21 protein-coding genes are annotated in these 24524 nt (G+C 65.5%); 15 read left to right on the top strand and 6 right to left on the bottom strand.

The window, feature by feature from the left end; all coding sequences use genetic code 11:
- Nucleotides 1-84 precede the first annotated feature (84 nt).
- From KK137_RS14040 to KK137_RS14020, 5 genes are all read left to right on the top strand, one after another.
- A complete protein-coding gene (locus KK137_RS14040; RefSeq protein WP_214537535.1) occupies nt 85-1314 on the top strand; it encodes a TIGR04063 family PEP-CTERM/XrtA system glycosyltransferase in 1230 nt (409 codons plus the stop codon).
- A 35-nt stretch (nt 1315-1349) separates the two neighbouring features.
- Entirely contained in the window at nt 1350-2780 is a 1431-nt protein-coding gene (locus tag KK137_RS14035) for a hypothetical protein (protein ID WP_214537161.1), read from the top strand.
- A gap of 200 nt (nt 2781-2980) precedes the next feature.
- The gene (gltB, locus tag KK137_RS14030) at nt 2981-7639 is read left to right on the top strand and encodes a glutamate synthase large subunit (RefSeq protein ID WP_214537160.1); all 4659 of its coding nucleotides are present in this window, start codon (nt 2981-2983) and stop codon (nt 7637-7639) included.
- 12 nt (nt 7640-7651) lie between these two features.
- A complete protein-coding gene (locus KK137_RS14025; RefSeq protein ID WP_214537159.1) occupies nt 7652-9088 on the top strand; it encodes a glutamate synthase subunit beta in 1437 nt (478 codons plus the stop codon).
- Between the two features lie 24 nt (nt 9089-9112).
- Entirely contained in the window at nt 9113-9475 is a 363-nt protein-coding gene (locus tag KK137_RS14020; protein ID WP_214537158.1) for a GFA family protein, read from the top strand.
- 10 nt (nt 9476-9485) lie between these two features.
- Here KK137_RS14020 and KK137_RS16675 read toward each other — a convergent pair whose 3' ends face one another.
- Nucleotides 9486-9929: a MarR family winged helix-turn-helix transcriptional regulator gene (locus KK137_RS16675; RefSeq protein WP_214537157.1), complete on the bottom strand. Its 444-nt coding sequence runs from the start codon at nt 9927-9929 to the stop codon at nt 9486-9488.
- Nucleotides 9930-9994: 65 nt separating this feature from the next.
- Here KK137_RS16675 and KK137_RS14010 point away from each other — a divergent pair, with 65 nt between their 5' ends.
- The gene (locus KK137_RS14010; protein WP_214537156.1) at nt 9995-10912 is read left to right on the top strand and encodes a TauD/TfdA dioxygenase family protein; all 918 of its coding nucleotides are present in this window, start codon (nt 9995-9997) and stop codon (nt 10910-10912) included.
- 28 nt (nt 10913-10940) lie between these two features.
- On the opposite strand, the gene ung is transcribed toward KK137_RS14010, so the two are convergent.
- Nucleotides 10941-11618 (bottom strand): uracil-DNA glycosylase, encoded by a 678-nt coding sequence (ung, locus tag KK137_RS14005; RefSeq protein ID WP_214537155.1) that lies wholly within the window; start codon nt 11616-11618, stop codon nt 10941-10943.
- A gap of 80 nt (nt 11619-11698) precedes the next feature.
- Between ung and KK137_RS14000 the strand changes: the two genes are divergently transcribed.
- From KK137_RS14000 to KK137_RS13990, 3 genes are read left to right on the top strand one after another with little or no spacing between them, the layout of a single operon-like run.
- Nucleotides 11699-12316, top strand: a complete 618-nt coding sequence (locus KK137_RS14000) for a ribonuclease D (RefSeq protein WP_214537154.1) — start codon at nt 11699-11701, stop codon at nt 12314-12316.
- 42 nt (nt 12317-12358) lie between these two features.
- Nucleotides 12359-13003: an LPS export ABC transporter periplasmic protein LptC gene (locus KK137_RS13995; RefSeq protein ID WP_214537153.1), complete on the top strand. Its 645-nt coding sequence runs from the start codon at nt 12359-12361 to the stop codon at nt 13001-13003.
- A 43-nt stretch (nt 13004-13046) separates the two neighbouring features.
- Nucleotides 13047-13595: an LptA/OstA family protein gene (locus KK137_RS13990; protein WP_214537152.1), complete on the top strand. Its 549-nt coding sequence runs from the start codon at nt 13047-13049 to the stop codon at nt 13593-13595.
- 158 nt (nt 13596-13753) lie between these two features.
- Here the strand turns inward: KK137_RS13990 and KK137_RS13985 are convergent, their stop codons facing one another.
- The gene (locus tag KK137_RS13985; protein ID WP_214537151.1) at nt 13754-13984 is read right to left on the bottom strand and encodes a hypothetical protein; all 231 of its coding nucleotides are present in this window, start codon (nt 13982-13984) and stop codon (nt 13754-13756) included.
- 218 nt (nt 13985-14202) lie between these two features.
- On the opposite strand from KK137_RS13985, the gene thrS reads away from it, so the two are divergent.
- Nucleotides 14203-16188, top strand: coding sequence for a threonine--tRNA ligase (thrS, locus tag KK137_RS13980; RefSeq protein WP_420829328.1), 1986 nt, complete (start codon nt 14203-14205; stop codon nt 16186-16188).
- 26 nt (nt 16189-16214) lie between these two features.
- The gene (locus tag KK137_RS13975) at nt 16215-16625 is read left to right on the top strand and encodes an acetyltransferase (RefSeq protein ID WP_338028088.1); all 411 of its coding nucleotides are present in this window, start codon (nt 16215-16217) and stop codon (nt 16623-16625) included.
- 13 nt (nt 16626-16638) lie between these two features.
- On the opposite strand, the gene KK137_RS16780 is transcribed toward KK137_RS13975, so the two are convergent.
- The 3 genes from KK137_RS16780 to KK137_RS13965 are packed head-to-tail and all read right to left on the bottom strand — an operon-like array spanning nt 16639 to nt 19452.
- Nucleotides 16639-16761 carry a hypothetical protein gene (locus KK137_RS16780; protein ID WP_275950708.1) on the bottom strand — a complete coding sequence of 41 codons (123 nt, stop codon included), beginning with the start codon at nt 16759-16761 and terminating at the stop codon, nt 16639-16641.
- Nucleotides 16762-16796: 35 nt separating this feature from the next.
- Nucleotides 16797-17780 (bottom strand): agmatine deiminase family protein, encoded by a 984-nt coding sequence (locus KK137_RS13970; protein WP_214537148.1) that lies wholly within the window; start codon nt 17778-17780, stop codon nt 16797-16799.
- Nucleotides 17781-17784: 4 nt separating this feature from the next.
- The gene (locus KK137_RS13965; protein ID WP_214537147.1) at nt 17785-19452 is read right to left on the bottom strand and encodes a M28 family peptidase; all 1668 of its coding nucleotides are present in this window, start codon (nt 19450-19452) and stop codon (nt 17785-17787) included.
- A 101-nt stretch (nt 19453-19553) separates the two neighbouring features.
- Here KK137_RS13965 and glnE point away from each other — a divergent pair, with 101 nt between their 5' ends.
- The 4 genes from glnE to KK137_RS13945 all read left to right on the top strand — a co-directional run bounded on the left by glnE (nt 19554) and on the right by KK137_RS13945 (nt 24303).
- Nucleotides 19554-22223, top strand: a complete 2670-nt coding sequence (gene glnE, locus KK137_RS13960) for a bifunctional [glutamate--ammonia ligase]-adenylyl-L-tyrosine phosphorylase/[glutamate--ammonia-ligase] adenylyltransferase (RefSeq protein ID WP_214537146.1) — start codon at nt 19554-19556, stop codon at nt 22221-22223.
- Complete coding sequence (locus tag KK137_RS13955; RefSeq protein WP_214537145.1) at nt 22220-22693, top strand: peroxiredoxin; 474 nt, start codon at nt 22220-22222, stop codon at nt 22691-22693. The genes glnE and KK137_RS13955 overlap by 4 nt, the downstream gene beginning before the upstream one ends.
- Nucleotides 22690-23478, top strand: a complete 789-nt coding sequence (locus tag KK137_RS13950) for a ferritin-like domain-containing protein (RefSeq protein WP_214537144.1) — start codon at nt 22690-22692, stop codon at nt 23476-23478. The genes KK137_RS13955 and KK137_RS13950 overlap by 4 nt, the downstream gene beginning before the upstream one ends.
- Nucleotides 23479-23658: 180 nt before the next feature.
- On the top strand, nt 23659-24303 hold the full coding sequence (locus KK137_RS13945) for a M23 family metallopeptidase (RefSeq protein ID WP_250893860.1): 645 nt from the start codon (nt 23659-23661) through the stop codon (nt 24301-24303).
- Nucleotides 24304-24524 lie beyond the last annotated feature (221 nt).

Here is a 24524-nt window from a genome sequence, read left to right as displayed (position 1 = left end):
CGGTCTTCCCTGGGAGCTCAAGTCGGCAGGAAGTAACCCCGTTCGGTTGACGCGCCGTTAAGTTTACCGTGGCATCGGTGGGCCATCATGCGGGTCCTCCACATTCTCGACCACTCGCTGCCGATGCACAGCGGTTATACCTTCCGCACGCGCGCCCTTATGAAGGCCCAGATTGCCAACGGGCTCGAGGTGCGGGGGATTACCAGCCTGCGCCATGAATCGGGTGGGCCCGATGTCGAGCGGGCCGACGGTCTGACCTTTCACCGAACCCCTGGCGAAAGCGCGGGCCTCCCCGGCCTGCGGGAATGGCGCGAAATCGTCGCGTTGGCGGGGGCGATCGACAAGCTGGTGGAAGAATGGCGGCCCGATGTGCTGCACGCCCACTCGCCGGCTCTGTGCGGCGCGGCGGCCCTACGCGTCGCTCGCCAGCGTCGGCTGCCGCTGGTCTATGAAATCCGCGCCTTCTGGGAAGACGCCGCCGTCGGTAACGGCCAGGGACGCGAGCGGTCGCTCAAATATCGCCTGACACGCGGGCTCGAGAACCGGGTCATCGCGGGAGCCGGCGCCGTGGTGACGATCTGCCGCGGCCTGCGCGACGATCTGACCGCTCGCGGCGTTCCGGCGGACAAGATCGGGATCATGCCCAACGGCGTCGACCTCGAGCTATTCGGCTCGCCCATCCCGCGCGACGAGCCGCTGGCCCGCGATCTGGACCTGGGCGAAGGGCCTGTGATCGGCTTCATCGGCAGTTTCTACGACTACGAAGGGCTCGATGACTTGATCGACGCGATGCCGGCGTTGTTGGCGAAGCAGCCGCAGGCCCGACTGCTCATGGTCGGCGGCGGCCCCATGGCAGCAGACTTGCGCCGACGGGCCGAGGCCTCTTCCGCGGCTTCCGCCATCCGCTTCGTCGGGCGCGTGCCGCACGGCGAAGTCGAGCGCTACTATTCGCTGTGCGACATCATGGCCTATCCACGGAAGGCGAGCCGCCTGACCGACCTGGTCACGCCGCTCAAGCCCCTTGAGGCGATGGCACAAGGCAAACTCGTCGCGGCATCGTCGGTGGGCGGCCATCGCGAGCTTATCGCCGACGGCATCACCGGAGCCCTGTTCGCACCCGACGATCCTACCGACTGCGCCCGCGAGTTAGCCGGGCTCCTCGCGCGGCGGGACGAGTGGCCGGTCATACGGGAGGCCGCACGCGCGCATGTCGCAGAACGTCATGATTGGGTGCGGAATGCTCGCCGTTATCAGGTCATTTACCAGGGACTTCTAGGTCTCGGACAAACCCTCCCCATCCCGGCGGCTGCGTGACGGGGGAGGCCAGCAATGGCACGATCAAGGACAGCATGGCTAAGAGAAGTCTCAATAACGTCGCGGCGCCGTCCGGTTCGGGTTCGATCACCCGGCACTCGGCTTTTCCGGCGATCGTGGCACTTTGGTTTACGGCGCTGCTGGGACTTGGCGGTCTGCTAATTCCGACCGCGTTGCTCGAACGCCTGTTGGAGAGTTCCGGGATCGCCACATGGGTGCCCGCGGCCACGCCTCCGCTCGGCCTCACTTCGCAAGTGATGGTCGCTGTCGTCCTCGGCGCTGCCGGCGCTGCGCTGGGATTCAGAATTGCGCGCCGGGTGGCCGGAGCGGGTACTCCCGACGAAACGGCGCGGCGCTCACGGGCGGATCGCCGCGCCATGTTCAACGTCGCGACCGACATCGTTGCTGGGGAGGAGCCCGGCGAAAGAGCCTCGACGACTCATCCGCTCCGTCGCCGCGCGCTGGCGGTTGCCGATCTGGGGTCGGCCGCCGAACGCATCGGTCCGGACGCCGAACCGCGATATGACCATGCGCCGGCGCATGACGAGGCTTCCGATCACCGGGTCGAGACGCCCGGCGTGGAGGATTCGCTGCCTGAGCCAGGATTCCATGAATGGCGGCGGGACGACGAGGTCTTCGAAGAGCCGCTAGAGGTAGCAAATGCGACGGCCGAAGCCCTCGAAATAACGCATGTTGTCGAGACGGTCGAACCGTTCGATGAGCCAGAGAAGGTTGACGCGTCGGAATGGCCTGAACCTGAACCTGAACGTGAGCCCGAACCTGAACCGGAGTTCCGGCCCGAGGCCGCGGCTGTGGTTGAGGCCGAGCTTGAATCTCAACCCGAGTTGACTCACGCTTCCGCCCCCAAACCTGTCGTGCGCACGACGCCGAGTTCGTCCTTGGACGAGCTCGACATCACACAACTTGTGGAACGCTTTGCCGACACCGTGCGCAGACGCAGCGAATGGCTGACTTCCGCTCGGCGGCCCTCACACTCCCGCCCCACGGCCCTGGAGATAGAGCCTCCCGCCCCGCGCCTGGCTCCGGTTACGCCGCCGCCCGCAGAGGAAGAGCCAGCGGTTCAGCCCCCGCCGTTCTTCGACTGGCTGCATCATTTGAACGTCGAGGCCCAAGACGATGCCCCTGCGCCGGGATTCTCCGTTCCGATGCATACGGCCGCTTTCGTGCACCCTTCGCATCTTTCGGTCGAAGAAGAACCGGAGCTGGAAGCCGATGCGGAAGCAGAGGCCGACGATGTCTATGGCTCGCTGATCGAGATGAAGAATCCCTTTGCCCCGCCAAGGTCCGACTTCATTCGTATCGACGACGGCGAAGCGGAACCGGGCGCCGAAATCGAACCCACGCACGAGCTGGAAGCGGTGCTAGAACGGCGAGATACCGCCGACGCCGAGGAATCTCTGCGGGCGGCCCTGGCCAAGCTGCAACAGCTGAGCGGCCATCACTGACGCGATCTGCACGCTGCTGCGGGTGAAAAGCGCCATTTTCGGCTTCACCGGAAACTTGCAAAAACACCTTCCTGTCGCCATGGGGGTCCCTCGCGACATTTTTGAAGGCACCCAGTGCCGGGTGAGTCGCGCTTCGTTGCCGCACTGGGCTGGCGCCGAAGCGAGGCTGTGGCCGCCCGGACGGAGACAGGAAGACGAGTTTGACCGAGTACCCCGCGCCCCAGGGCCTTTACGATCCCCGCAACGAGCATGACTCCTGCGGAGTGGGCTTCGTTGCCCATATCAAGGGCGAGAAATCGCACGCGATCGTGAGCCAGGCGCTCGAGATTCTGGCCAACTTGGACCACCGCGGCGCGGTGGGTGCGGACCCGTTGCTCGGCGACGGCGCCGGTATCCTCGTGCAGATTCCCGATGCGCTCTACCGCCGCTGGGCCGAAGGCGAAGGCCTGACCCTGCCGCCGCTGGGCGACTACGCCGTGGCGATGTGTTTCCTTCCGCAGCACGACGAAGCGCGGGAGTTCATCACCAGCCAGTTCGAAAAGTTCATCGCCAAGGAAGGTCAGACGCTGATCGGCTGGCGTGACGTGCCGACCACCGATGATGGCCTGGGCAAGGCGGTGCTCGCCTCGAAGCCGGTGATCCGCCAGTGTTTCGTCGGCCGGGGCGAGAACTGCGCCGACCAGGACGCGTTCGAACGCAAGCTGATCGTGATCCGCAAGCAGACGCAGAACCCGCTGGCCGAACTGGCGGAGAAGCACAACCTGCCGGAGATCACCCAGCTCTACCTGCCGAGCTTCTCCAGCCGCACCGTGGTCTACAAGGGCCTCCTGCTGGCGAACCAGGTCGGCAGCTTCTACGACGACCTGCGCGATCCGCTGTGCACCAGCGCGCTTGGCCTCGTCCACCAGCGCTTCTCGACCAACACCTTCCCGAGCTGGAAGCTGGCGCACCCGTACCGCTTCATGGCGCATAACGGGGAGATCAACACGGTTCGCGGCAACGTGAACTGGATGAACGCCCGTCGCCGCACGATGGAATCGCCGCTGCTCGGCGCCGACCTCGACAAGCTCTGGCCGATCATTCCGCACGGTCAGTCCGACACGGCGTGCCTCGACAATGCGCTCGAGCTGCTGCTGCTCGGCGGTTACAGCCTCAGCCATGCGATGATGATGCTCGTCCCTGAAGCCTGGGCCGGCAATCCGCAGATGGATCCGGCGCGCCGCGCGTTCTACGAATATCACGCCGCCCTGATGGAGCCGTGGGACGGCCCGGCAGCGGTCGCCTTCACCGACGGCCGCCAGATCGGCGCCACGCTCGACCGCAACGGCCTGCGTCCGGCACGCTTCTCGATCACTCGTGACGACATCGTCTGCCTCGCTTCGGAAAGCGGCGTGCTGCCCTTCCGCGAGGAGGACATCGTCCGCAAGTGGCGCCTGCAGCCGGGCAAGATGCTGCTGATCGACTTCGAGCAGGGCCGCATCGTCGAGGACGAAGAGCTCAAGGCGGACCTGGCCAGGGCCAAGCCCTACCAGCGCTGGCTCGACCAGGCGCAGTACAAGCTCAAGGATCTCGAAGCGATCGAGAGCGACAAGGAAGCTGTGCGCGAGGAAGTAACCAGCTTGCGAGCCCAGGAACTTCTTAGGCGCCAGCAGGCCTTCGGCTACACGCAAGAGGACATCACCAAGTTCCTCGAACCGATGGCCTCGCAGGCCGACGATCCCCTCGGCTCGATGGGCACCGACACGCCAATCGCGGTGCTGAGCCGCCGTCCGCGCCTGCTCTACGATTACTTCAAGCAGAACTTCGCCCAGGTCACCAACCCGCCGATCGACCCGATCCGCGAGGAACTGGTGATGAGCCTGACCTCGATGATCGGCCCGCGCCCGAACCTGCTGGGTCAGGAAGCCGGCACGCACAAGCGTCTCGAAGTCGATCAGCCGATCCTGACCAACACCGATCTCGAGAAGATCCGCTCGGTCGAGAAGGTGCTCGACGGCGCGTTCCGGACCGAGACGATCGACATCACCTGGGATGCCACCACCGGGGCCGACGGCCTCGAGATGGCGCTGAAGGAAATGTGCTGGGCCGCAACAGAGGCCGTGCTGCAGGACCGGAACATCCTGATCCTGTCCGACCGTGGGCAAGGTCCGGGCCGCATCCCGATCCCGGCGCTGCTCGCCACCGCGGCAGTCCACCACCACCTCGTCCGCCAGGGCCTGCGCATGCAGACCGGCCTTGTGGTCGAGACCGGCGAAGCGCGTGAAGTGCATCACTTCTGCGTCCTGGCCGGCTACGGCGCGGAAGCGGTCAACCCGTACCTTGCGTTCGAAACGCTTGAGCAGATTCGCCAGGAAAAGCTGCCCGAGCTCGAGCCGCAGCAGGTTCGGAAGAACTACGTCAAGGCCATCGGCAAGGGCATCTTCAAGGTCATGTCCAAGATGGGCATCTCGACCTACCAGTCCTATTGCGGCGCGCAGATCTTCGACGCGGTCGGCCTGTCGAGCGCGTTCATCGACAAGTACTTCACTGGCACCGCGACGACGATCGAAGGCATCGGCCTCCAGCAAGCGGCCGAGGAAGCGGTGCGCCGCCACCAGGCCGCCTATGGCGACAACCCGATCTACGAAAAGATGCTCGACGTCGGCGGCATTTACCAGCAGCGCCTGCGCGGGGAAGATCACGCCTGGACGGCGAGCTCGGTCGCCAGCCTGCAGCACGCGGTGCGGGGCAACGACTTCAAGAACTACGAAGAGTTCGCCAAGTCGATCAACGAGCAGTCCGAACGCCTGCTGACGATCCGCGGCCTGATGGAGCTGAAGAAGGCCGATAAGCCGCTCGACATCTCCGAGGTCGAATCCGCCGAAGACATCGTCAAGCGCTTCGCCACCGGCGCGATGAGCTACGGATCGATCAGCTGGGAAGCGCACACCACGCTTGCCATCGCCATGAACCGCATTGGCGGCAAGTCGAACACCGGCGAAGGCGGGGAAGATCCGAAGCGCTTCAAGCCGCTTGGCAACGGCGACACCATGCGCTCGGCGATCAAGCAGGTCGCTTCGGGCCGCTTCGGCGTCACCACCGAGTACCTCGTCAACGCCGACGACATCCAGATCAAGATGGCCCAGGGCGCCAAGCCCGGCGAGGGCGGTCAGCTGCCCGGCCACAAGGTCGACAAGATCATCGGCAAGACCCGTCACTCGACGCCGGGCGTCGGCCTGATCAGCCCGCCGCCGCACCACGACATCTATTCGATCGAAGACCTCGCGCAGCTTATTCACGACCTCAAGAACGTGAACCCGGCCTCGCGCGTGTCGGTCAAACTGGTGTCCGAAGTCGGCGTCGGCACGGTCGCTGCGGGCGTATCCAAGGCGCGCGCCGACCACGTGACGATCTCTGGCTACGAAGGCGGCACCGGCGCTTCGCCGCTAACCAGCCTGACGCACGCGGGCAGCCCGTGGGAGATCGGCCTTGCCGAGACCCAGCAGACCCTGCTGCTCAACGATCTGCGCAGCCGCATCGCGGTGCAGGTCGACGGGGGCCTTCGCACCGGTCGCGACGTCGCCATCGGCGCGTTGCTTGGCGCGGACGAGTTCGGCTTCGCCACCGCCCCGTTGATCGCCGCCGGTTGCATCATGATGCGCAAGTGCCACCTCAACACTTGCCCGGTCGGCGTCGCCACGCAGAACCCGGTTCTGCGCGCTCGCTTCACCGGCCAGCCCGAGCACGTGATCAACTACTTCTTCTTCGTCGCCGAAGAGCTGCGCCAGATCATGGCCGAGATGGGCTTCCGCACCGTCCAGGAAATGATCGGCCGGGTCGACCGGATCGACATGAACAAGGCGATCCGCCACTGGAAGGCCGACGGCGTCGATCTCTCGCGCCTGCTGCACCAGGTGCCGCCGGCTGAAGGTCACTCGCTCTACCAGACCGGCACGCAGGACCATGGCCTCGACGCCGCGCTCGACAACGAGCTGATCGCGGCCTCGCGTTCGGCGATCGACAACGGCGAGACCGTCGTCCTCGAGCGCAAGGTCCGCAACGTCAACCGTACCGTCGGGACGATGCTTTCCGGCGAGATTGCCCGCAAGCACGGACACGGTGGCCTCAAGCCCGATCAACTGCGCATCGCCTTCACCGGGGTCGCGGGGCAGAGCTTCGCCGCCTGGCTGGTCCACGGCGTCACGCTCGACCTGGTCGGCGATGCCAACGACTACGTCGGCAAGGGCCTGTCGGGCGGCCGCGTGATCGTGCGCCAGCCGGCCCATGTCGACCGCGATCCGAAGGACAACATCATCGTCGGCAACACCGTGCTCTACGGTGCGATCGCGGGCGAGGCCTATTTCAACGGTGTCGCGGGTGAACGTTTCGCAGTGCGTAACTCGGGCGCCGTCGCGGTGGTCGAGGGCACCGGGGACCACGGCTGCGAATACATGACCGGCGGCGTGGTGGCCGTGCTCGGCCGTACCGGGCGCAACTTCGCCGCGGGCATGTCGGGCGGCATTGCCTACGTCTATGACGAGGATGGCAGCTTCAAGGATCGCTGCAACCTCGCCATGGTCGACCTCGTGACCATCGACCCCAACGTCAGCGATGACGAAGGCACAGGCCTGCCGCAACAGCGCGCCAGCCATGTCGATGACGCGGGCATGGGCGACATGCTGCGCCACGATGCGGAGCGGCTGCGGATCCTGGTGGAGCGGCACAAGCTCCACACCGGTTCGAAGCGGGCCGCGGCGCTGCTCGATGATTGGGACAACGCGCTTTCGAAGTTCGTCAAGGTCATGCCGCGCGATTACGCGCTCGCCTTGAAGCAGCTCGAAGCCGAGCGCGAAGAAGCCGCCACGGTCGCGGCTGAGTAAGGGTTACACGACATGGGTAAGGTAACAGGCTTCCTCGAAGTCGAGCGGCAGGATCGTGGCTACGCGGATCCGAAGGAACGGATCGGCCACTATCGCGAGTTCGTCGTCCCCCACAGCGAAGAGGGCATCAAGAACCAGGCAGCGCGCTGCATGGATTGCGGGATTCCCTACTGTCACAACGGCTGTCCGGTGAACAACATGATCCCGGACTGGAATCATCTGGTCTACGAGAGCGACTGGCGCGAGGCGCTGGACAACCTGCATTCGACCAACAACTTCCCGGAATTCACCGGCCGCGTCTGCCCCGCTCCGTGCGAGGCGAGCTGCACGCTGAACATCATCGACCAGCCGGTGACCATCAAGTCGATCGAGTGTGCCATCGTCGATCGCGGGTGGAAGGAAGGCTGGATCGAGCCGCAAGTGCCCGCGCACAAGACCGGCAAGAGCGTTGCGGTGATCGGCTCCGGCCCCGCTGGCCTCGCTGCGGCTCAGCAACTTGCTCGCGCGGGCCACTCGGTGACGGTGTTCGAGAAGGCCGACCGCGTGGGCGGCCTGCTCCGCTACGGCATTCCCGACTTCAAGATGGAAAAGCACCTCATCAACCGGCGCGCCGTGCAGATGGAAGCCGAGGGTGTGACCTTCAAGACCAGCACCGAAGTGGGCGTCGACGTCTCGATGAAGTCGCTGCGCGAGAACTTCGACGCTGTGGTCCTGGCGGGCGGCGCTGAGGAAGCGCGGCCGCTGACCATTCCAGGCGCCGAGCTGCCGGGCGTGCGCCTGGCGATGGAGTTCCTGACGCAGCAGAACAAGCGCAACGCCGGCGACGCCGAAGAACGCGCAGCCCCGCGTGGCACGCTCGTCGCTACCGGCAAGGACGTGATCGTGATCGGCGGTGGCGACACCGGCTCCGACTGCGTCGGCACTTCGAACCGCCAGGGTGCCAAGAGCGTGACCCAGATCGAGATCATGCCCAAGCCGCCCGAAAAGGAAAACAAGCAGCTGACCTGGCCCGATTGGCCCATGAAGCTGCGCACCTCTTCAAGCCACGAGGAAGGCGTCGATCGCGATTGGTCGGTCCTGACCAAGGAAGTGGTGGGCGAGAACGGCCAGGTCACCGGCCTCAAGTGCGCCCGCTGCGAGTGGGTCGACGGGCAGATGAGGGAAGTTCCGAACAGCGAGTTCGTGATCAAGGCGGATCTGATCTTCCTGGCGATGGGCTTCCTCGGCCCCAAGAAGCCGGGCATGATCGCCCAGTCGGGCGTCAAGCTGACCGAGCGTGGCAATGTCGATGCCAACGTGATCGACTACGCCACTTCGGAAGACAACGTCTTTGCTTGCGGCGACATGCGCAGGGGCCAGTCGCTGATCGTCTGGGCCATCCGCGAGGGCCGCCAGTGCGCCCGCGCGGTGGACGAAGCGCTGATGGGCGTGAGCCAACTTCCGCGCTGAGAATAGGGCGGGAGGTCAGACCAAATGAGCTCCCGCCAGGCAGCCCGCTACGAAGGAAGCTGCCACTGCGGCGCAGTGCGCTTTGCCGTAACCACGGACTTCCCCGAGCTGACCACTTGTGACTGCTCGATCTGCAGCCGCAAGAATGCGCTGATGGTGGCGGTCCACGAGGATCACTTCGAGCTGCTCGCGGGTGAAGGTGCGTTGCGCGAATACCGCTTCCACACCGGAGTCGCCCGCCACTTCTTTTGCGGCACTTGCGGCATCTATCCCTTTCACCGGAAACGCATGTTGCCCGATCACTACGGGATCAACGTGTTCTGCCTCGACGGTTTCGATCCGTCGGGAATCCCGGTTCGCGAGACGCATGGCACCCAGTTGCCCTGACGGGGCGACGTCAGCCCTCCAACGCCTCGATCGCCCGGTCCAGTAAGGCCAAAAGCGTCGCCAGGTCGCGCACGCCAAGGGCGGCTCGAATCTGCCCCTCCGCGGCATCCACCTCGGCAAACAACGCCTGCATCGTCCGCTCGCCCTCGGCCGTGACCGAGACCTGATAGCGTCGCCGGTCGTTCGCCACGCGCCCGCGCTCGACCAGCCCGCGCGTCTCTAGCTGGTCGACGATCCCGACCAGCGCAGACTTGTTGAGGCCCGACCGTTTGGCCAAGGCGCTCTGCGAACTACCCGGATTGGCGGCGATCAGGGCTAGAACCGTGAGCGAACCGGTCGGCAATCGATAAGGCGCGGAAACCGCTATCGAGCGCGCCGACAAGGCGTTGCGCAACAGCCGCACGCGCGGCCCGACCGATCCTTCGAGGATTCCCCAATCGAGAGCCTTTCCCACACCTGACGATGTCGTCCGTAGCGGTTCCTTTTGCAACAGTTGTTCCAATCAACTATTTAGCGCGCATGGACGTATCCCCGCTGCACCCCCTCTTCGCGGCTGAGCTCACGGGCGCCGACCTTACCCGCGAGCCCGATGCCGAGCTGGTCGAAACCGTCGAAGCGGCGATGGCGCAATATGGAGTGCTGGTGATACGCGATGCGCGGATTACCGATGAGCAGCACAAGCGCTTCAGCCGCGCTTTCGGTCCGCTCGAGATTCCCAGCCGCATACCCGGAGCGGCGCGACCGCAAGGCAAGCGGGCGATCGACCTAGAGCTGTTCTACGCCGGCAACATCGACAAGGACGGCGAAATCATCGCCTACGGGACAGAGGGCTACAAGCTGGCCCAGGGTGCCGAACGGTTTCACACCGACAGTTCGTTCCACGCCATGCCGACCAAGTGGTCGCTGCTGCTCGGCCACGAAACCCCGCCACCTGAAGCTGGGGGCGATACGATGTTCGCCGATGCCCGCGCTGCCTATGACGACTTGCCCGGCAGTACGAAGGGTCAGATCGAGGATCTCATCGGCATCCACGATTTCTGGGAGGGACGGCGCCGTGCGGGCCTGAAGGGCGAGATCACGCCCGAGATGCGCAAGATAATCCCCTTCCCACGGGTCGATCATCCCCTCGTTCGTCAGATGCAGAGCGGCCGCAAGGCGCTCTATGTCGGCGGCCACTGCATCGGGGTGATCGGCCTGGACGAGACGTTGGGGGAGACGCTGGTGGAACACCTCTATACCCACGCGACGCAGGACAAGTTCGTGTTTCGCCACCACTGGCGCCAATACGACCTGGTGATCTGGGACAACCGCTGCACGATGCACGCCGCGACGCCGCTGTTGTCGAACGAGTACCGCCGCGACATGCGCCGCACGACCGTCAACGAGAGCGGGCCGGAGATGTCGGCTTACGAGTGGATGGGACTGGCCGAGGCCTAGATCCGCCCCGAGACAAGCCGGTGTGCCTTCACCACGCGATCGCGCCCCGCCCCTGCGCTTCCAGAAAGGCATTGGCCTGGCTGAACGGCTTGGAACCGAAAAATCCGCCATGCGCGGAGAGCGGGCTGGGGTGCGGCGACGTCAGTACCAGATGCCGCGTCCCTGCCCCCAGTTCGGGTACCCGAGCGGCCTTTTTCCTTGCGTGGTTGCCCCAGAGGATGAACACACTGGGCGCCTCCTGCCGTGCGACCGCGGCTACCGCCGCATCGGTTATCGCGTCCCAGCCCTTCCCCGCGTGGCTCCCGGCCTGGCCCGCCTCCACTGTCAGCGAATTGTTGAGCAGCAGCACACCTTGTTTAGCCCAATGTTCAAGATTCCCGCTCGAACGCCGGGCAACGCCAAGGTCGCTCTCCAGCTCTTTGTAGATGTTCACCAGCGAAGGCGGCACCTGCACGCCCTCGGGCACCGAGAACGACAGGCCATGCGCTTGTCCGGGCCCGTGATAGGGATCCTGCCCCAGGATCACGACCCGCACCTCGTCGAGCGGCGTCAGCTCCAGCGCGCGCAGACGCAGGCCGCGTGGGGGATAGACCGCCTTGCCGTTCGCCTCTTCCTGCTTGAGCCAGCCACCCAGCCGCCGCGCCTCCGGGGTCTGCAGCACGGCTTCCAGCGCCGGGCGCCAGCTTTCGGGGACAATCTCGCTCATGCTCGCGAAACTAGGTGCCGGGGACGCGGGCGGCCAGCACCTCTTTCCCTCTATCCCCAATCCGCCTAAGGCTGCCCGGAATGGCAATCTATTTTCACGAAGAAGACCTCCCCGAAGGCGTCCTCGCGCCCGGGCCGGTCGCGGTCGACACCGAAACGATGGGTCTGATCACCCCGCGTGACAGGTTGTGCCTGGTGCAGATCAGCGACGGGCAGGGTGACGAACATCTCGTCCGCTTTGCCGTGGGCAGCGCTTACGAGGCGCCGAACCTCAAGGCCGTGCTGGCCGATCCGGCCCGGGTGAAGCTCTATCACTTCGCGCGTTTCGACCTGGCGGCGATCGAGCATTACCTTGGCGTCATGGCCGCCCCGGTGTTTTGCACCAAGATCGCCAGCAAGTTGACGCGGACCTATACCGACCGTCACGGGCTGAAGGACCTTGTGCGTGAGTTGCTCGGCGAAGAAATCTCCAAGCAGCAGCAGTCGAGCGACTGGGGCGCCCCGGTCCTCAACGACGCGCAGCGAGAATATGCCGCCTCGGACGTGCGTTACCTCCACCGCATGGTGGAGATCTTCCAGCAGCGTCTGGCCCGCGAGGGCCGCACCGAAGTGGCCCAGGCCTGTTTCGACTTCCTGCCGACGCGCGTCCGGCTGGATCTCTCCGGCTGGGCCGACAAGGACATTTTCACTCACGACTGAGTTTACGGCCTGACCGGGCCAGAGGTTTACCGGCAAGGAGCGATGAGCCAGCAAGCCGACACTATCAGGGACCGGCGCCGGGCGTTTGCCGCACCGGGCGGTTCGTTCGACCGGACGATCCGGTTGCTGGCGGTTGGCCTGCCTGCGCTGGTGGGTGTCGTGGCCGCCTTCATGCTGATCACGCCGCTCGGTCCGCGCGGGGAGGTCAGCTTCATGCTGGATCGCAACAAGGCCGACATTGCGGAGGACCGCCTGCGCGTCGACAACGCGATGTATCGTGGGCGAGACAACAAGGATCGCCCCTTCACGCTCCAGGCCGGGGAGGCGGTGCAGCGCAGCGCGGCCGACCCCGTCGTCCAGCTTTCGAACCTGACCGCGAAGATGCAGCTCACGGGTGGCCCGGCGCTGCTCGTCGCCCCGGCGGGTCGCTATTACATCGAGGACCAGCGGGTGGCGATCGACGGCGTGGTGCGCTTCAACGCCGCGGATGGCTACAACATGGTCATGCGCAACGTCTCGATCGACTTGCCCAACCGCACGGTCCAGGGAGCCGGTGGAATCCAAGGTTCGGTTCCGGCAGGGACATTTTCGGCCGACCGGCTGGAAGCCAACCTCGAAGAACGGGTGGTCGCGCTCGACGGGAACGCCAGACTGCGGATGGTGCCCGGTCAGATGAGGATGCCGTGACCATGGCCTTGCATGAACCCGCCGCCCGCGTAAGGACTGCACGATGACCGTCAGCAATCGTTCGCTCTCCAGTCTCGCCGCGCGCTCGTTTGCCGGCGCCTTTGCCGCGGCAGCCCTCGTCGCGCTGTGCTTTTCTTCGCTGGCGGGGGCCCAGGGAATTGCGGGGTTCAATTCGAACCAGCCGGTCAACTATGCGGCCGACAGGATCGAGCTGCAGGGCCGGCAAAGCCGGGTCATCCTGTCGGGCAATGTCGTTATCACGCAGGGCGACCTGAAGCTGACCGCGGCGCGCACTACGGTTGCCTACACCAACGAGGAATCGCTGCAGATCCAGCGCATCGACGCGACCGGTGGCGTAACGGTGACGCGCGGTGACGAGACCGCCAAGGGGGCGGCGGGCGTCTACGACTTCAACCAGCGCGTCATCATTCTGTCCGGCGGGGTTTCGCTCCGGCGCGGCACCGACACACTCAATGGCGGGCGTCTGGTCATCGATCTCGACAGCGGCCTCTCCACCGTCGACGGTGGAGCCGGACCCCGAGGCACGCAGAGCGGCCGGGTTTCGGGGACGTTCTCAGTTCCAAGCAAGTAGTCAATCCTCCCCGAGCTCGTCTCGCGGCGGTGGCGCGCACCGGAGGCGTGGCGGAGGGGCAAGCGGGCCAGCGCAACAACCCCTCCCGCACCGGTCGCGACAAAAAAAAGGCCCGCGTTTCGGCGGGCCTCTCCAAATTCGAATTCGCTCAGCCAGCGTTACGGGCTGACCGGATCCTTGCTGCCGTCGGTCAGAAGCACGATCAGCAGTGCGGTCACGCCGAGCGCTGCGAACACGATCCACAGATTGCTCACGCCACTGACCGCTTCGTTTTCCGAGCTGACCGAGCTCGAACGCTCGACGCTCGCCGGAGCGGCACTGGCCGCGATCGGCTGGGCAATTGCAAGGCTGGCCACCGCGATGGACGCCAGAGCGTTCTTGATCTTCATTTTGAGACTCCCCTAACTTGCGGCTCGGGATTTACCGGAAAAGGTTCGGGATTCAACTGCCTTGTTCTCAATCAGTCGCCGAGTTTTAAGTTTTTGCGGGGGTGTTGCAAACAAGCATTGCCCCTGCGAAGCCTCATTAGAACCGCGCGATCTTTCGGAGCGCTCTCGCTTGTGCCATGGCGCTTCGCGCAAGGCCTTACGGATTCAGATTGAACAAAATGCTCCAGATTAGTTTGCCGGATGGTTCAGTGCGCGAAGTTGCGCCGGGCTCGACGCCCGCGGATATCGCCGCGTCCATCGGACCCGGTCTCGCGAAGGCGGCGCTGGCCGCCCGCGTCAATGGCGAGCTGCGCGATCTCGCGCGGCCGTTCGATGGCAATGCCGAACTCGCGCTGGTCACCGCTCGGGACGAAGCCGATGCGCTGGAACTGGCACGGCACGATTACGCCCACGTCCTGGCAGAAGCGGTGCAGGCGCTATGGCCCGACACGCAGATCACCTTCGGCCCGGCGACCGAGGACGGCTTCTACTATGACTTTGCGCCCGGTGCGCGCGGGCCGTTCACCGACGAAGACCTGCCCACGATCGAAGCCAAGATGCGCGAAATCATCGCGGCGGACAAACCGCTGACGCGCGAAGTCTGGACGCGCGACCAACTGATCGCCTGGTTCAAGGACCACGGCGAAAGCTTCAAGGCCGAATGGGCGGCCGAGCTTCCGGCGGACGAGGAACTGACGATCTATCGCTCGGGAAGCGACTGGCTCGACATGTGCCGCGGGCCGCACTTGCCGACGACGGGGAAACTCGATCCGCAGGCTTTCAAGCTGACGCGCGTGTCGGGCGCCTATTGGCGCGGCGATCAGAAGAACGCGATGCTGAGCCGCATCTACGGCACCGGCTGGCTCAACAAGAAGCAGCTGTCGGAACACCTCGTGCGGCTGGAGGAAGCCGCCAAGCGCGACCACCGCAAGCTGGGCCAGGAGATGGACCTGTTCCACCTGCAGCAGGAAGCGCACGGCTCGGTCTTCTGGCACCCCAAGGGGTACCTGATCTGGCGCGAGCTCGAGGCCTATATGCGCCGGGCGATCGACGGCGCGGGCTATCGGGAGGTCAAGACCCCGCAAGTCATGGACGCCCGCCAGTGGGAACAGTCCGGCCACTGGGGCAAATATCGCGAAAACATGTTCGTCATCCCCGACGAAATCCCCAACGTCGAGGACGAAGGGCCGCTGGTGTCGGAAGCCGCCGACTGGATGGCGCTCAAGCCGATGAACTGCCCGGCGCACATCCTGATCTTCAAGCAGGGCATCAAGTCCTATCGCGACTTGCCGCTTCGCCTCTACGAGAACGGCTGCTGCCACCGCAACGAGCCGCACGGCGCGCTGCATGGACTGATGCGCGTGCGCCAGTTCACGCAGGACGATGCGCACATCTTCTGCCGTGAGGATCAGATCGTCGAGGAAGTGCGCAAGTTCTGCGCGCTGGCCGACCGGATCTACCGGGACTTCGGTTTCACCTACCACATCAAGCTCGCTCTCCGGCCGGACAAGCGCTTCGGCACCGAGGAGATGTGGGACCTGGCCGAGGCCGAGCTGCGGGCCGCCGTGGTCGCAGCCGGACTCAACACCGACGAATACGGCTGGGAAGAGCTGCCGGGCGAAGGGGCGTTCTATGCGCCCAAGCTCGAATGGCACCTGACCGACGCCATTGGCCGGACCTGGCAGGTCGGGACGATCCAGTCCGACCGCGTGCTGCCTGATCGCCTCGATGCCAGCTACATCGCCGAAGACGGTGAGAGGCACCGCCCGGTCATGCTCCATCGCGCGATCTTCGGCTCTTACGAGCGTTTCATCGGCATCCTGATCGAACACTTCGCCGGCAAGGTTCCGGTCTGGCTGGCGCCGGTCCAGGCGGTCGTGGCGACGATTGTTTCCGACGCCGACGGCTATGCGACCGAAGCCGCCGCCAAGCTCCGTGCGGCGGGCATCCGCGTCGAGACCGACCTGCGCAACGAGAAGATCAACTACAAGGTGCGCGAACACTCGGTGCACAAGGTTCCGCACCTGCTGGTCGTCGGCAAGCGCGAAGCGGAAGAGGGCACCGTCGCCCTGCGCACCCTGGGCGAGGAGCGGCAGCGCGTCCTGACGCTCGACGAAGCGATCACTCTGTTGAAGGCCGAGGCGACGCCGCCCGACTTGCGGTGACAATACGCTTCGGAGTTCCTGCCGATGTGTCGCGCGCGCTGGAGATCTGGCGCGATGCGACCGACGCCACGCATGACTTTCTGACGCCCGAGCATCGTATCGAGATCGACGCGATGGTCGCCGGCTGGTTGCCGGAAGCCGAGCTATGGCTGGCGCTGGACGAGAGCGAACACACTGTCGGGTTCCTGGCCATGGACGGCGACATGATCGACGCGCTGTTTGTCGACCCGGCATTCCACGGGCGGGGTTATGGCACGAAGTTGGTCAACCACGCCTTGACGCTCGCCCCGAATGCCCTGGTCGATGCCAACGAGCAGGCCTCGAATGCGCTGCCGTTCTACGAATCGCTAGGTTTTGTGCGCACGGGAGGTTCGGCGACAGACTCGCAAGGACGCCCCTATCCGCTGGTTTACCTGGCCTACGCCGGAAAGCGCTAGGCCGGCCGGACCCTTAGAAGGGCAGCACTGGTCCCGCGAAGATCAGCGCGGCGGCGCTCGCCAGCACGATCACGACCCGCGCGATGTCTTCGCGTTGGCGCGTGGCGGACACAGCCAGGGCGATAGCTTTGCTCATGCCCGGCAGTGTCGCGCTGGGAACTTAAGAACGCGTTAAATCGAAGCGGGCGCGTGCTGGCTGGCGCAGTGGAAGCTGCCTCCGCCGGTGAGCACGGCTTCGGCCGGCAGCCCGACCACGGCCCTTCCCGGGAACAGGTCGCCGATCGCCTCAAGGGCGGCATCATCGTGATACGAACCGTAAGTCGGCACCACCACCACCTGGTTGCAGATCGCGAAGTTCATGTAGCTCGCCGGCTCGACAATGCCGGCCTCGTCCATCCGTCCGGGCGAAGGCACGTCGCGCACTTGCAGCCCGAACTCGCGCGCCCGCGCCCGGGCATCGGCATAGACCGCGACGTTGGGATCGTCGGTCCCGCTCGGTACCGGGATCGCCACCACGCCCGGGGCGACGAAGCGCGCGAGGTTGTCGACGTGGCCGTCGGTATGGTCGCCCAGCAATCCGTCACCGAGCCACAGGACCCGGTCGAAGCCGAGGTCGCGTTGCAGGCGCATCTCGATCTCGGCCTTGGTCAGCTGCGGATTGCGGTTGGGGTTGAGCAGGCACTGCTCGGTAGTCACGACCAGGCCGGTGCCGTCGGTATCGATCGCCCCGCCTTCGAGGATCCAATCGGCCATCGTCGCCGGCAGGCTTCCGGCTTCGGCCATTGTCACGCCGATGTCCTGGTCGCCATCTAGGACGAACTTGCCACCCCAGCCGTTGAAGCCGAACCGCTGACCGAAACGGCGCCCCTTGCCATCGAAAATCACCAGCGGCCCGGAATCGCGGATCCAGATGTCACCATAGGCGTGCCGTTCGCACAGCACGCTCGCGCTCACCAGCTCGCGCGCCCGCGCTTCGTTGGCGGCATCGCGCACGACCAGCCGCACTTTCTGCCCGGTTTCCGCCACGGCGTTGGCGAATGCCGCCATCTGCTCTTGCGCGGGGATCAAGTCCTGTTCCCACAGCGAACCGTCGGCCGGAAAGCCGATCCAGATCCAGTCCTGCTGGGCCCACTCGGCGGGCATGTACACGGTCATGGCCTCAACAGCCTCCTTCGGGTTTGCAGCTCTCGTCGCGAATGCGCCGGAATTCGTCGCCGGGGAGCCAGTTGGGCCACTTGTCGTCTTCGGCCAGCGTCCTTCCGAGGCGGTAGAACAGCTGTAAGTCCTGCACCACTCCTCCCCAGTTCCAGTTGGGATCGTACTCGTCGTCGGGCATGTGATAGGCGCGCTCGCGATAGTTGGCCTCGAACGCCCGGCCCGCCTCTCGGCCACCTTCGACCAGGTCCTGCCCGCTCTTGACGTAGAACATCGGCACCCCGCGCTTGGCCAGGCTGAAGTGGTCGGAGCGGTAGTAATAACCGGCCTGCGGCGAGGCGTCGGGTGTGGCCACGCGGCCCAGGTCCGCGAGTGCGATCTTGAGGTAGTCGTCAAGTTCGCTCTTCCCGCCGCCAATCACGCTGACGTCCCGCGCCGGACCGGCGAGGGAAAGCGCGTCCATGTTGAGGCCACCGACGATGTGGTCGAGCGGGACGGTGGGGTTGTCAGCGAAATACTCGGAGCCGAGCAGGCCCGATTCCTCGGCTGTCACCGCGACGAACAGCAGCGACCTGTCGGCGGGGCCGGCCTTGGCATGGGCTTCGCCGAGAGCGACGAGCGCCGCGGTGCCGGTGGCGTTGTCGATCGCGCCGTTGCAGATATCGTCACCCGCGGCGTTCGGCGTGCAGCGGCCCAGGTGATCCCAGTGCGCGGTGTGCAGCACATATTCGTCTGGACGGCTCTTGCCCGGCAGCATGGCGACGACATTCTTCGAATCGAACCGGCGGATCGCGTTGTCGAACCCGGTCGAGGCCGTGAGCCCGAGCGGCACCGCCGTGAAGCCGGGCTTGCCGGCCGCGGCGATCAGCTCGTCGAGGTTCTTTCCCGCCATCTGCGCGATCTCGCGTGCGACCGGCAGCTGCACCCAGCCGTTGACCTGCGTCTGGTCGGCCCCACCATCCTTGCGCACCGCATGAGCCTGCGGGCCGGTCCACGAGCTTTCGACTGTGCCCCAGCCATAGGCGGCGGGGAAAGTGTCGTGCACGATGATCGCTGCGGCCGCACCCTGACGCGCGGCTTCCTCGAACTTGTAGGTCCAGCGTCCGTAATAGGTCATGGCCCGGCCATTGAACGGGCCTTCGAGCCCTTCTTCCTTGTAGTCCGCGTCGTTGATCAGGATCAGCGCGGTCTTCCCGTGCATGTCGATCCCGGCATAGTCGTTCCAGCCCTTCTCCGGCGCATTGATGCCGTAGCCGACGAACACGATTTCGCTCGGCGCCAGATCGGTCCGCGGCTGCTCGCGGTAAGTGACGCCGACCCAGTCCGTGGCGAAGGTGTAGTCCTTGCTCGCGCCCTTGCCCGCTATCGTCAGCGGCTTGAAGTGGCTGGCGGTGATCTCGACAAGCGGCACCTCCTGCACCCAGCTGCCGTTGTTGCCCGGCTTGAGGCCGGCCTTGGTGAACTGCTCGATCAGGTAAGCGACCGTCTTCTCCTCGCCGGGAGTGCCGGGGGCGCGGCCCTCGAACTCGTCGAGCGAAAGGACGCGAGTGCCCTCCTTGACCGTGGCTTCGGGGATCTGCCCCGCGGCCACCTTGGGAACGCCTCCACCTGCTGCCACCGCGCTGGCGGCGGCGGCGAGAGAAAGAACACTTGCGCTGACAATCTTGAGCATGCGTACGACCTCGCTGGCTAAGCTAGTGCCTTTGGCAAAGCCTCCGGTCCGCCGCAACCAATGTCCTTGCCCTTGTTGCCTCGCCCATGCAGTCAGGCCCGATGAGTAACGCATGGCAGAAAGCAATCGAACGGGCGCAGGCGCATTCCCCTTTTCTCAATCTCGCCCTTGGCCGGCAACCTGAACTCACCGCCATTCTCGAGCGGGGGGATGGCGAGGCCGCGATAGCTGCGGCGCGGCGGGCAGGCGATGGCGCGCCCGATGTAGCGGTGGCGCTACGTCAGGAGCGACTCGCGCTCGCGGCCACGGTCGCGATCGCCGACCTGGCCGGCGCGTTTCCGCTGACCCGCGTGATGACCGAACTCAGCGGTTTCGCCGACTATGCCCTCGATCGAGCGATCACGGCTGCGATCGAGCGCCGGGTCCCCGATGCCGAGCCGCGCGGTTTTTCGGCCATCGCCCTAGGCAAGCAGGGGGCGGGCGAACTCAACTACAGTTCCGACATAGATCCGATCCTGCTCTACGACCCGCAGACGCTGCCCCGCCTGGAGCGTGACGAACCGGGCGAGGCCGCACAGCGTTATGCCCGGACCATTGTGGAAACGCTTAGCCGCCAGACGGGCGACGGCTACGTCATGCGCGTCGACTTGCGCCTGCGTCCGGCTTCCGAGGTCAGCCCGCTGGCGATCCCGTTCAACGGCGCGCTCAGTCACTACGAAAGCTCAGCCCTCGCCTGGGAGCGCGCTGCCTTCATCCGCGCCCGAGCGTCGAGCGGCGACATCGCAGCGGGCGAAGAGTTCCTCGCCGCGCTTCGCCCGTTCATCTGGCGCCGTAGCCTCGACTTCATGGCGATCGAGGAAATCCGCCGCCTCACAGCTCGCATTCGCCAGGCCTTTGGTGGCCCGCGCGAGCCGGCGCCGGGCTTCGACATCAAGCGAGGACGCGGCGGGATTCGCGAGGTCGAATTCTTCGCCCAGACGCATCAGCTGATCTACGGGGGCCGCACGCCGTCACTGCGCCTTCGAGGCACCCGGGCCGCGCTCGATGCCTTGGCGAATGAGGGCATCATCGAGGAGAGCGACGCCCGCGTGCTCGGCGAGTCCTACGATCGAATGCGGGTGATCGAACACCGCCTGCAGATGGTCGACGACCGGCAGACCCATTCGCTGCCGACCGACGAGGCCGCGCTCGACAATGTCGCCCGGCTTGATGGCCTGGCGAACGGAGCGGAGCTGATCGAGGAGCTGCGCGGGATCTGCGCACAAGTCGCCGAGCGCTACGACCGCCTGCTGGGCGAGGGCGAGCAGCCAGCGAGCGCGTCACGCGCCACCATCGATCCTGAGGTGCGGGAGCGGCTCCAGGAACGCGCGGCGCACTGGCGCGAGACGATCCGCAGCCTCCGCGGTGCGGAATCGCGCGCGGCCTTCGACGTCATCCTGCCCGACCTGATCGACGCGCTGGCTCAGGCGCCGGACCCCGATCACGCCCTGACCCGCTGGGAAAGCCTCATCGGACGCCTGCCAAGCGCGGTGAACCTGTTTCGCCTGTTCGAGCAACGGCCGGGCCTGCTCGCGCTGGTACTGCGGATTCTGACGCTGGCCCGCCCCATGGCCGACGAGCTGGCGCGCCGGCCTGAACTGCTCGATCGCCTGATCGACAGCAGCGCATTCGACTTGCCCGGCTCGATCCAGGATCTTGCCGACCGGATGCAGGCGACTGATGCCGGTGACGACTACGAGCGGCAACTCGACCGGATCCGCCAGATCGTGGGTGAGGAGCGCTTCGCCCTAGGCGTGCAACTGATCGAGGCCCAGCACGATCCGATGGCCATCGCCGCGGGCCTGTCGCGCGTCGCCGAGGCGGCGCTGGCGACTGCGGCCGATGCGGCGAAGGCAGAGTTCGAACGGGTGCACGGACGCGTTCCCGGGGACGACATCCTGGTGCTGGGTCTCGGCCGGCTCGGGGGCGGGGCGCTTACCCACGCCTCCGATCTCGACATCGTCTATCTGTTCACCGGAGAGATCGGCCTGGAATCGGACGGCAAGCGCCCGCTCACTGCCTCGCTCTATTTCAACCGGCTGGCGCAGCGCGTCACCGGGGCGTTGAGCGTCGCCACCGCCGAAGGGGCGCTCTACGAAGTCGACACCCGCCTGCGGCCGCAGGGCAACCAGGGTCCGATTGCGGTCAGCCTCGACAGCTTCGAGCGTTACCAGCGCGAGGACGCCTGGACCTGGGAGCATATGGCGCTGTGCCGCGCCCGTCCGGTCTATGGTCCAGAGGCTGCGCGCGAACGTTTGGGTTCGATCGTGCGCAACGTTCTCGAAACTTCGCGCGATCCGGCGAAACTGCATACCGACGTGCTGGCGATGCGCGCCGACATCGCCTCGCACAAGCCGCCCGCCGGTCCCCTGGATGCGAAGCTCCATCGCGGCGGACTGGTCGACTGCGAGTTCATCGTCCACTTCCTTCAGCTGCGCGAACGCCGCGCCTTCAACCCCAAGCTCATGGAGGCGATCGCCGAACTGGTTGATGCGGGCTTTCTGCCATCCGAGTTTGCCGCCTATTTCGCCCTGCAGGCGCGCCTGTTGGTCGCGGCGCGCTTGCTTGCGCCGGACTGCCTTGAGCCACCTGCGCAAGCCCAGGCGGTTCTGGCAGCGGCCTGCGAGCAACCGGATTACGCGCACCTCTTGCAAGCGCTGTCCGCCTCGCGCCATGGCATTGCCGCAACTTGGGCCGATCTGTTCGGCGAGGAATTGGAGATCGAACCATGAGCGACGCACCTGGCATTGGCGACCTTGTCCCCGACATCGCGCTAGAACGACCCGACGGCACCACCGTTCGCCCTTCGGATTTTCGGGGCCAAAAGCTCGTGGTGTTCTTTTACCCCAAGGACAACACCCCCGGCTGCACGGTGGAGAACAAGGACTTTTCCGAGCTGCAACCGCAGTTCGAGGCGGCCGGCACCGCCTTGCTGGGAGTGAGCAAGGATCCGCCCGCAAAGCATGTGAAGTTCACCGAAAAGCACGGACTGACCGCGCCCCTCGCCACCGACCCCGCAACCGGAGGCCTGTCCGACGCGCTGGGCATCTGGGGCGAAAAAAGCCTCTACGGCCGGCTGTTCATGGGCATGAAGCGGACCACTTACCTGATCGACACCGAAGGACGGATCGCGCGGGTGTGGCCCAAGGTGAAGGTCAAGGGCCACGCCGCCGAGGTGCTGGAGGCGGCCAAGGCGCTGTGACGTCTGTCGCCGAAGCGATCCGCCAGGCCCTGTCGCTTGGCAACCCACGGGAGAAGGTGAAGGCGACCCGCGCCCTTGCCCGCGCCTGGCGGCGAGGCGATCTCGCGTGGGATTTCGCCGCGGCAATGCCCGAGCGACCCGCAGCCGTGCCGGGCCTGGAGCTTCTTCTGCCCAAGCACATGCCCAAGCGGCGGAAGGGTGGCTCGCAGCGGGCGGCGATCGCGCTGTGGCATTCGTTGGCGCATATCGAATTCGTCGCAATCGACCTCGCGCTCGACATGGCCGGCCGCTTCGGCGGCGAGATGGATCGGGACTTCGTGGGAGACTTCATCGCCGTCGCGGCCGACGAAGCCATGCACTTCACGCTCATCGAACGGAAGCTGCGCAGCTTGGGCGCACACTACGGCTCGCACCCGGCTCACGATGGGCTGTGGCAGGCTGCGCATGAAACGAGGCATGACGTCGCCGCACGACTCGCAGTCGTTCCGATGGTGCTCGAAGCGCGCGGTCTAGACGTCACTCCGGCGATGCGGGAACGACTTCTGGAACAAGGCGATAGTGGCGGCGCGCGGATTCTTCAGCGAATCCTTGACGACGAGATTCGGCACGTCGCGGCCGGGGCAAGGCACTTCAAATCCCACTGCCAAAGGCGCGGCAATGCGCCGGAATCCCACTGGAAATCGTTAGTGAATCATTACTTCAGAGGGTCCCTGAAGCCTCCATTCAACGACTCAGCGCGTCTTGCAGCCGGTCTACCGCGCGAATTCTACGCTGGTGTTGCCTAGTTAACTTTCTCGCCCGTAGACCCTACGCATCGAGACGGCGGGGGGTTCCGACCATCTCAAAATAATTCAGTCCGGACCGGACATGAGCGCAATAACAACAGTGCGCCAGCCGATTGGTCCGAAACGAAAGTCGCCGGTCTTGCGCAAGCTGGACCGGTTTGGATGGGGAAAAACGGTCGCATGTTTTTCAAGCTCGGATCAGTCCTTGGCCTTGCCCTCGCCCTCGTGGCGAATCCGGCGCAGGCCAACGAAACGGCTGCGGCAACGCAGATTACGGGCGCAGTTGATGCCCAGAACGCAGCCACCGGAACCGGCGACCGCGAATTTGCTGAACTCTTTGCCAGCTGGCGTTCGATGGACACTACCGGAATCGCTACGGCTCCGCGCACCAAGGTGGCGATCCCGTCGATGATGCCGGTCCAGGGCGTCACCATGACCAGCGACTATGGCATGCGCATTCACCCCGTGCTCGGCGGCCGCCGCAATCACAAGGGCATCGATCTTGCCGGCCCGATGGGCACGCCGGTCTATGCGACCGCCGATGGCGTCGTTTCCCGTGCAGAGCGCTTCAGCAGCTACGGCAACTACATCCAGATCGAACATGGCGGTGAGCTTCAGACCCGCTATGCCCACCTTTCCGGCTACGCGGTTGCCGCCGGGGAGCAGGTGACCAAGGGTCAGCTCATCGGGTACATCGGCACCACGGGCCGCTCGACCGGCCCGCACCTGCACTATGAAGTCCGGGTCTCGGGCGAAGCCGTCGACCCGCGCCCTTACATGCTGGCGCAAGTTCCCGCGGGCCAGGGTGGCCAGGGCGGCGAATAAGATCCCAGCTTCGAAAGAAGATTGAAGAAGGCGCCATCCGGCGCCTTTTTTGATGTTCGGCGAAGCTGTCGAGACGGTGTGGGCAACTTTGTCGGCCCGCGTCTCCGCGATTTTGGGTTGCGCAAAGGCGCTAGGGTGCAAAGATCAAACGCCGCCGGCGACCGGCCCCACTCAAGCGGGCAACGTGGATGCAGCAGGTTGCCGTGCCCGCGAGCATACCA

Origin of the sequence: Croceibacterium selenioxidans (genome assembly GCF_018599195.1) — a bacterium.
In the GTDB taxonomy this organism is placed as follows: domain Bacteria; phylum Pseudomonadota; class Alphaproteobacteria; order Sphingomonadales; family Sphingomonadaceae; genus Croceibacterium_A; species Croceibacterium_A selenioxidans.
This window is presented reverse-complemented; position numbering and strand designations above follow the sequence as displayed.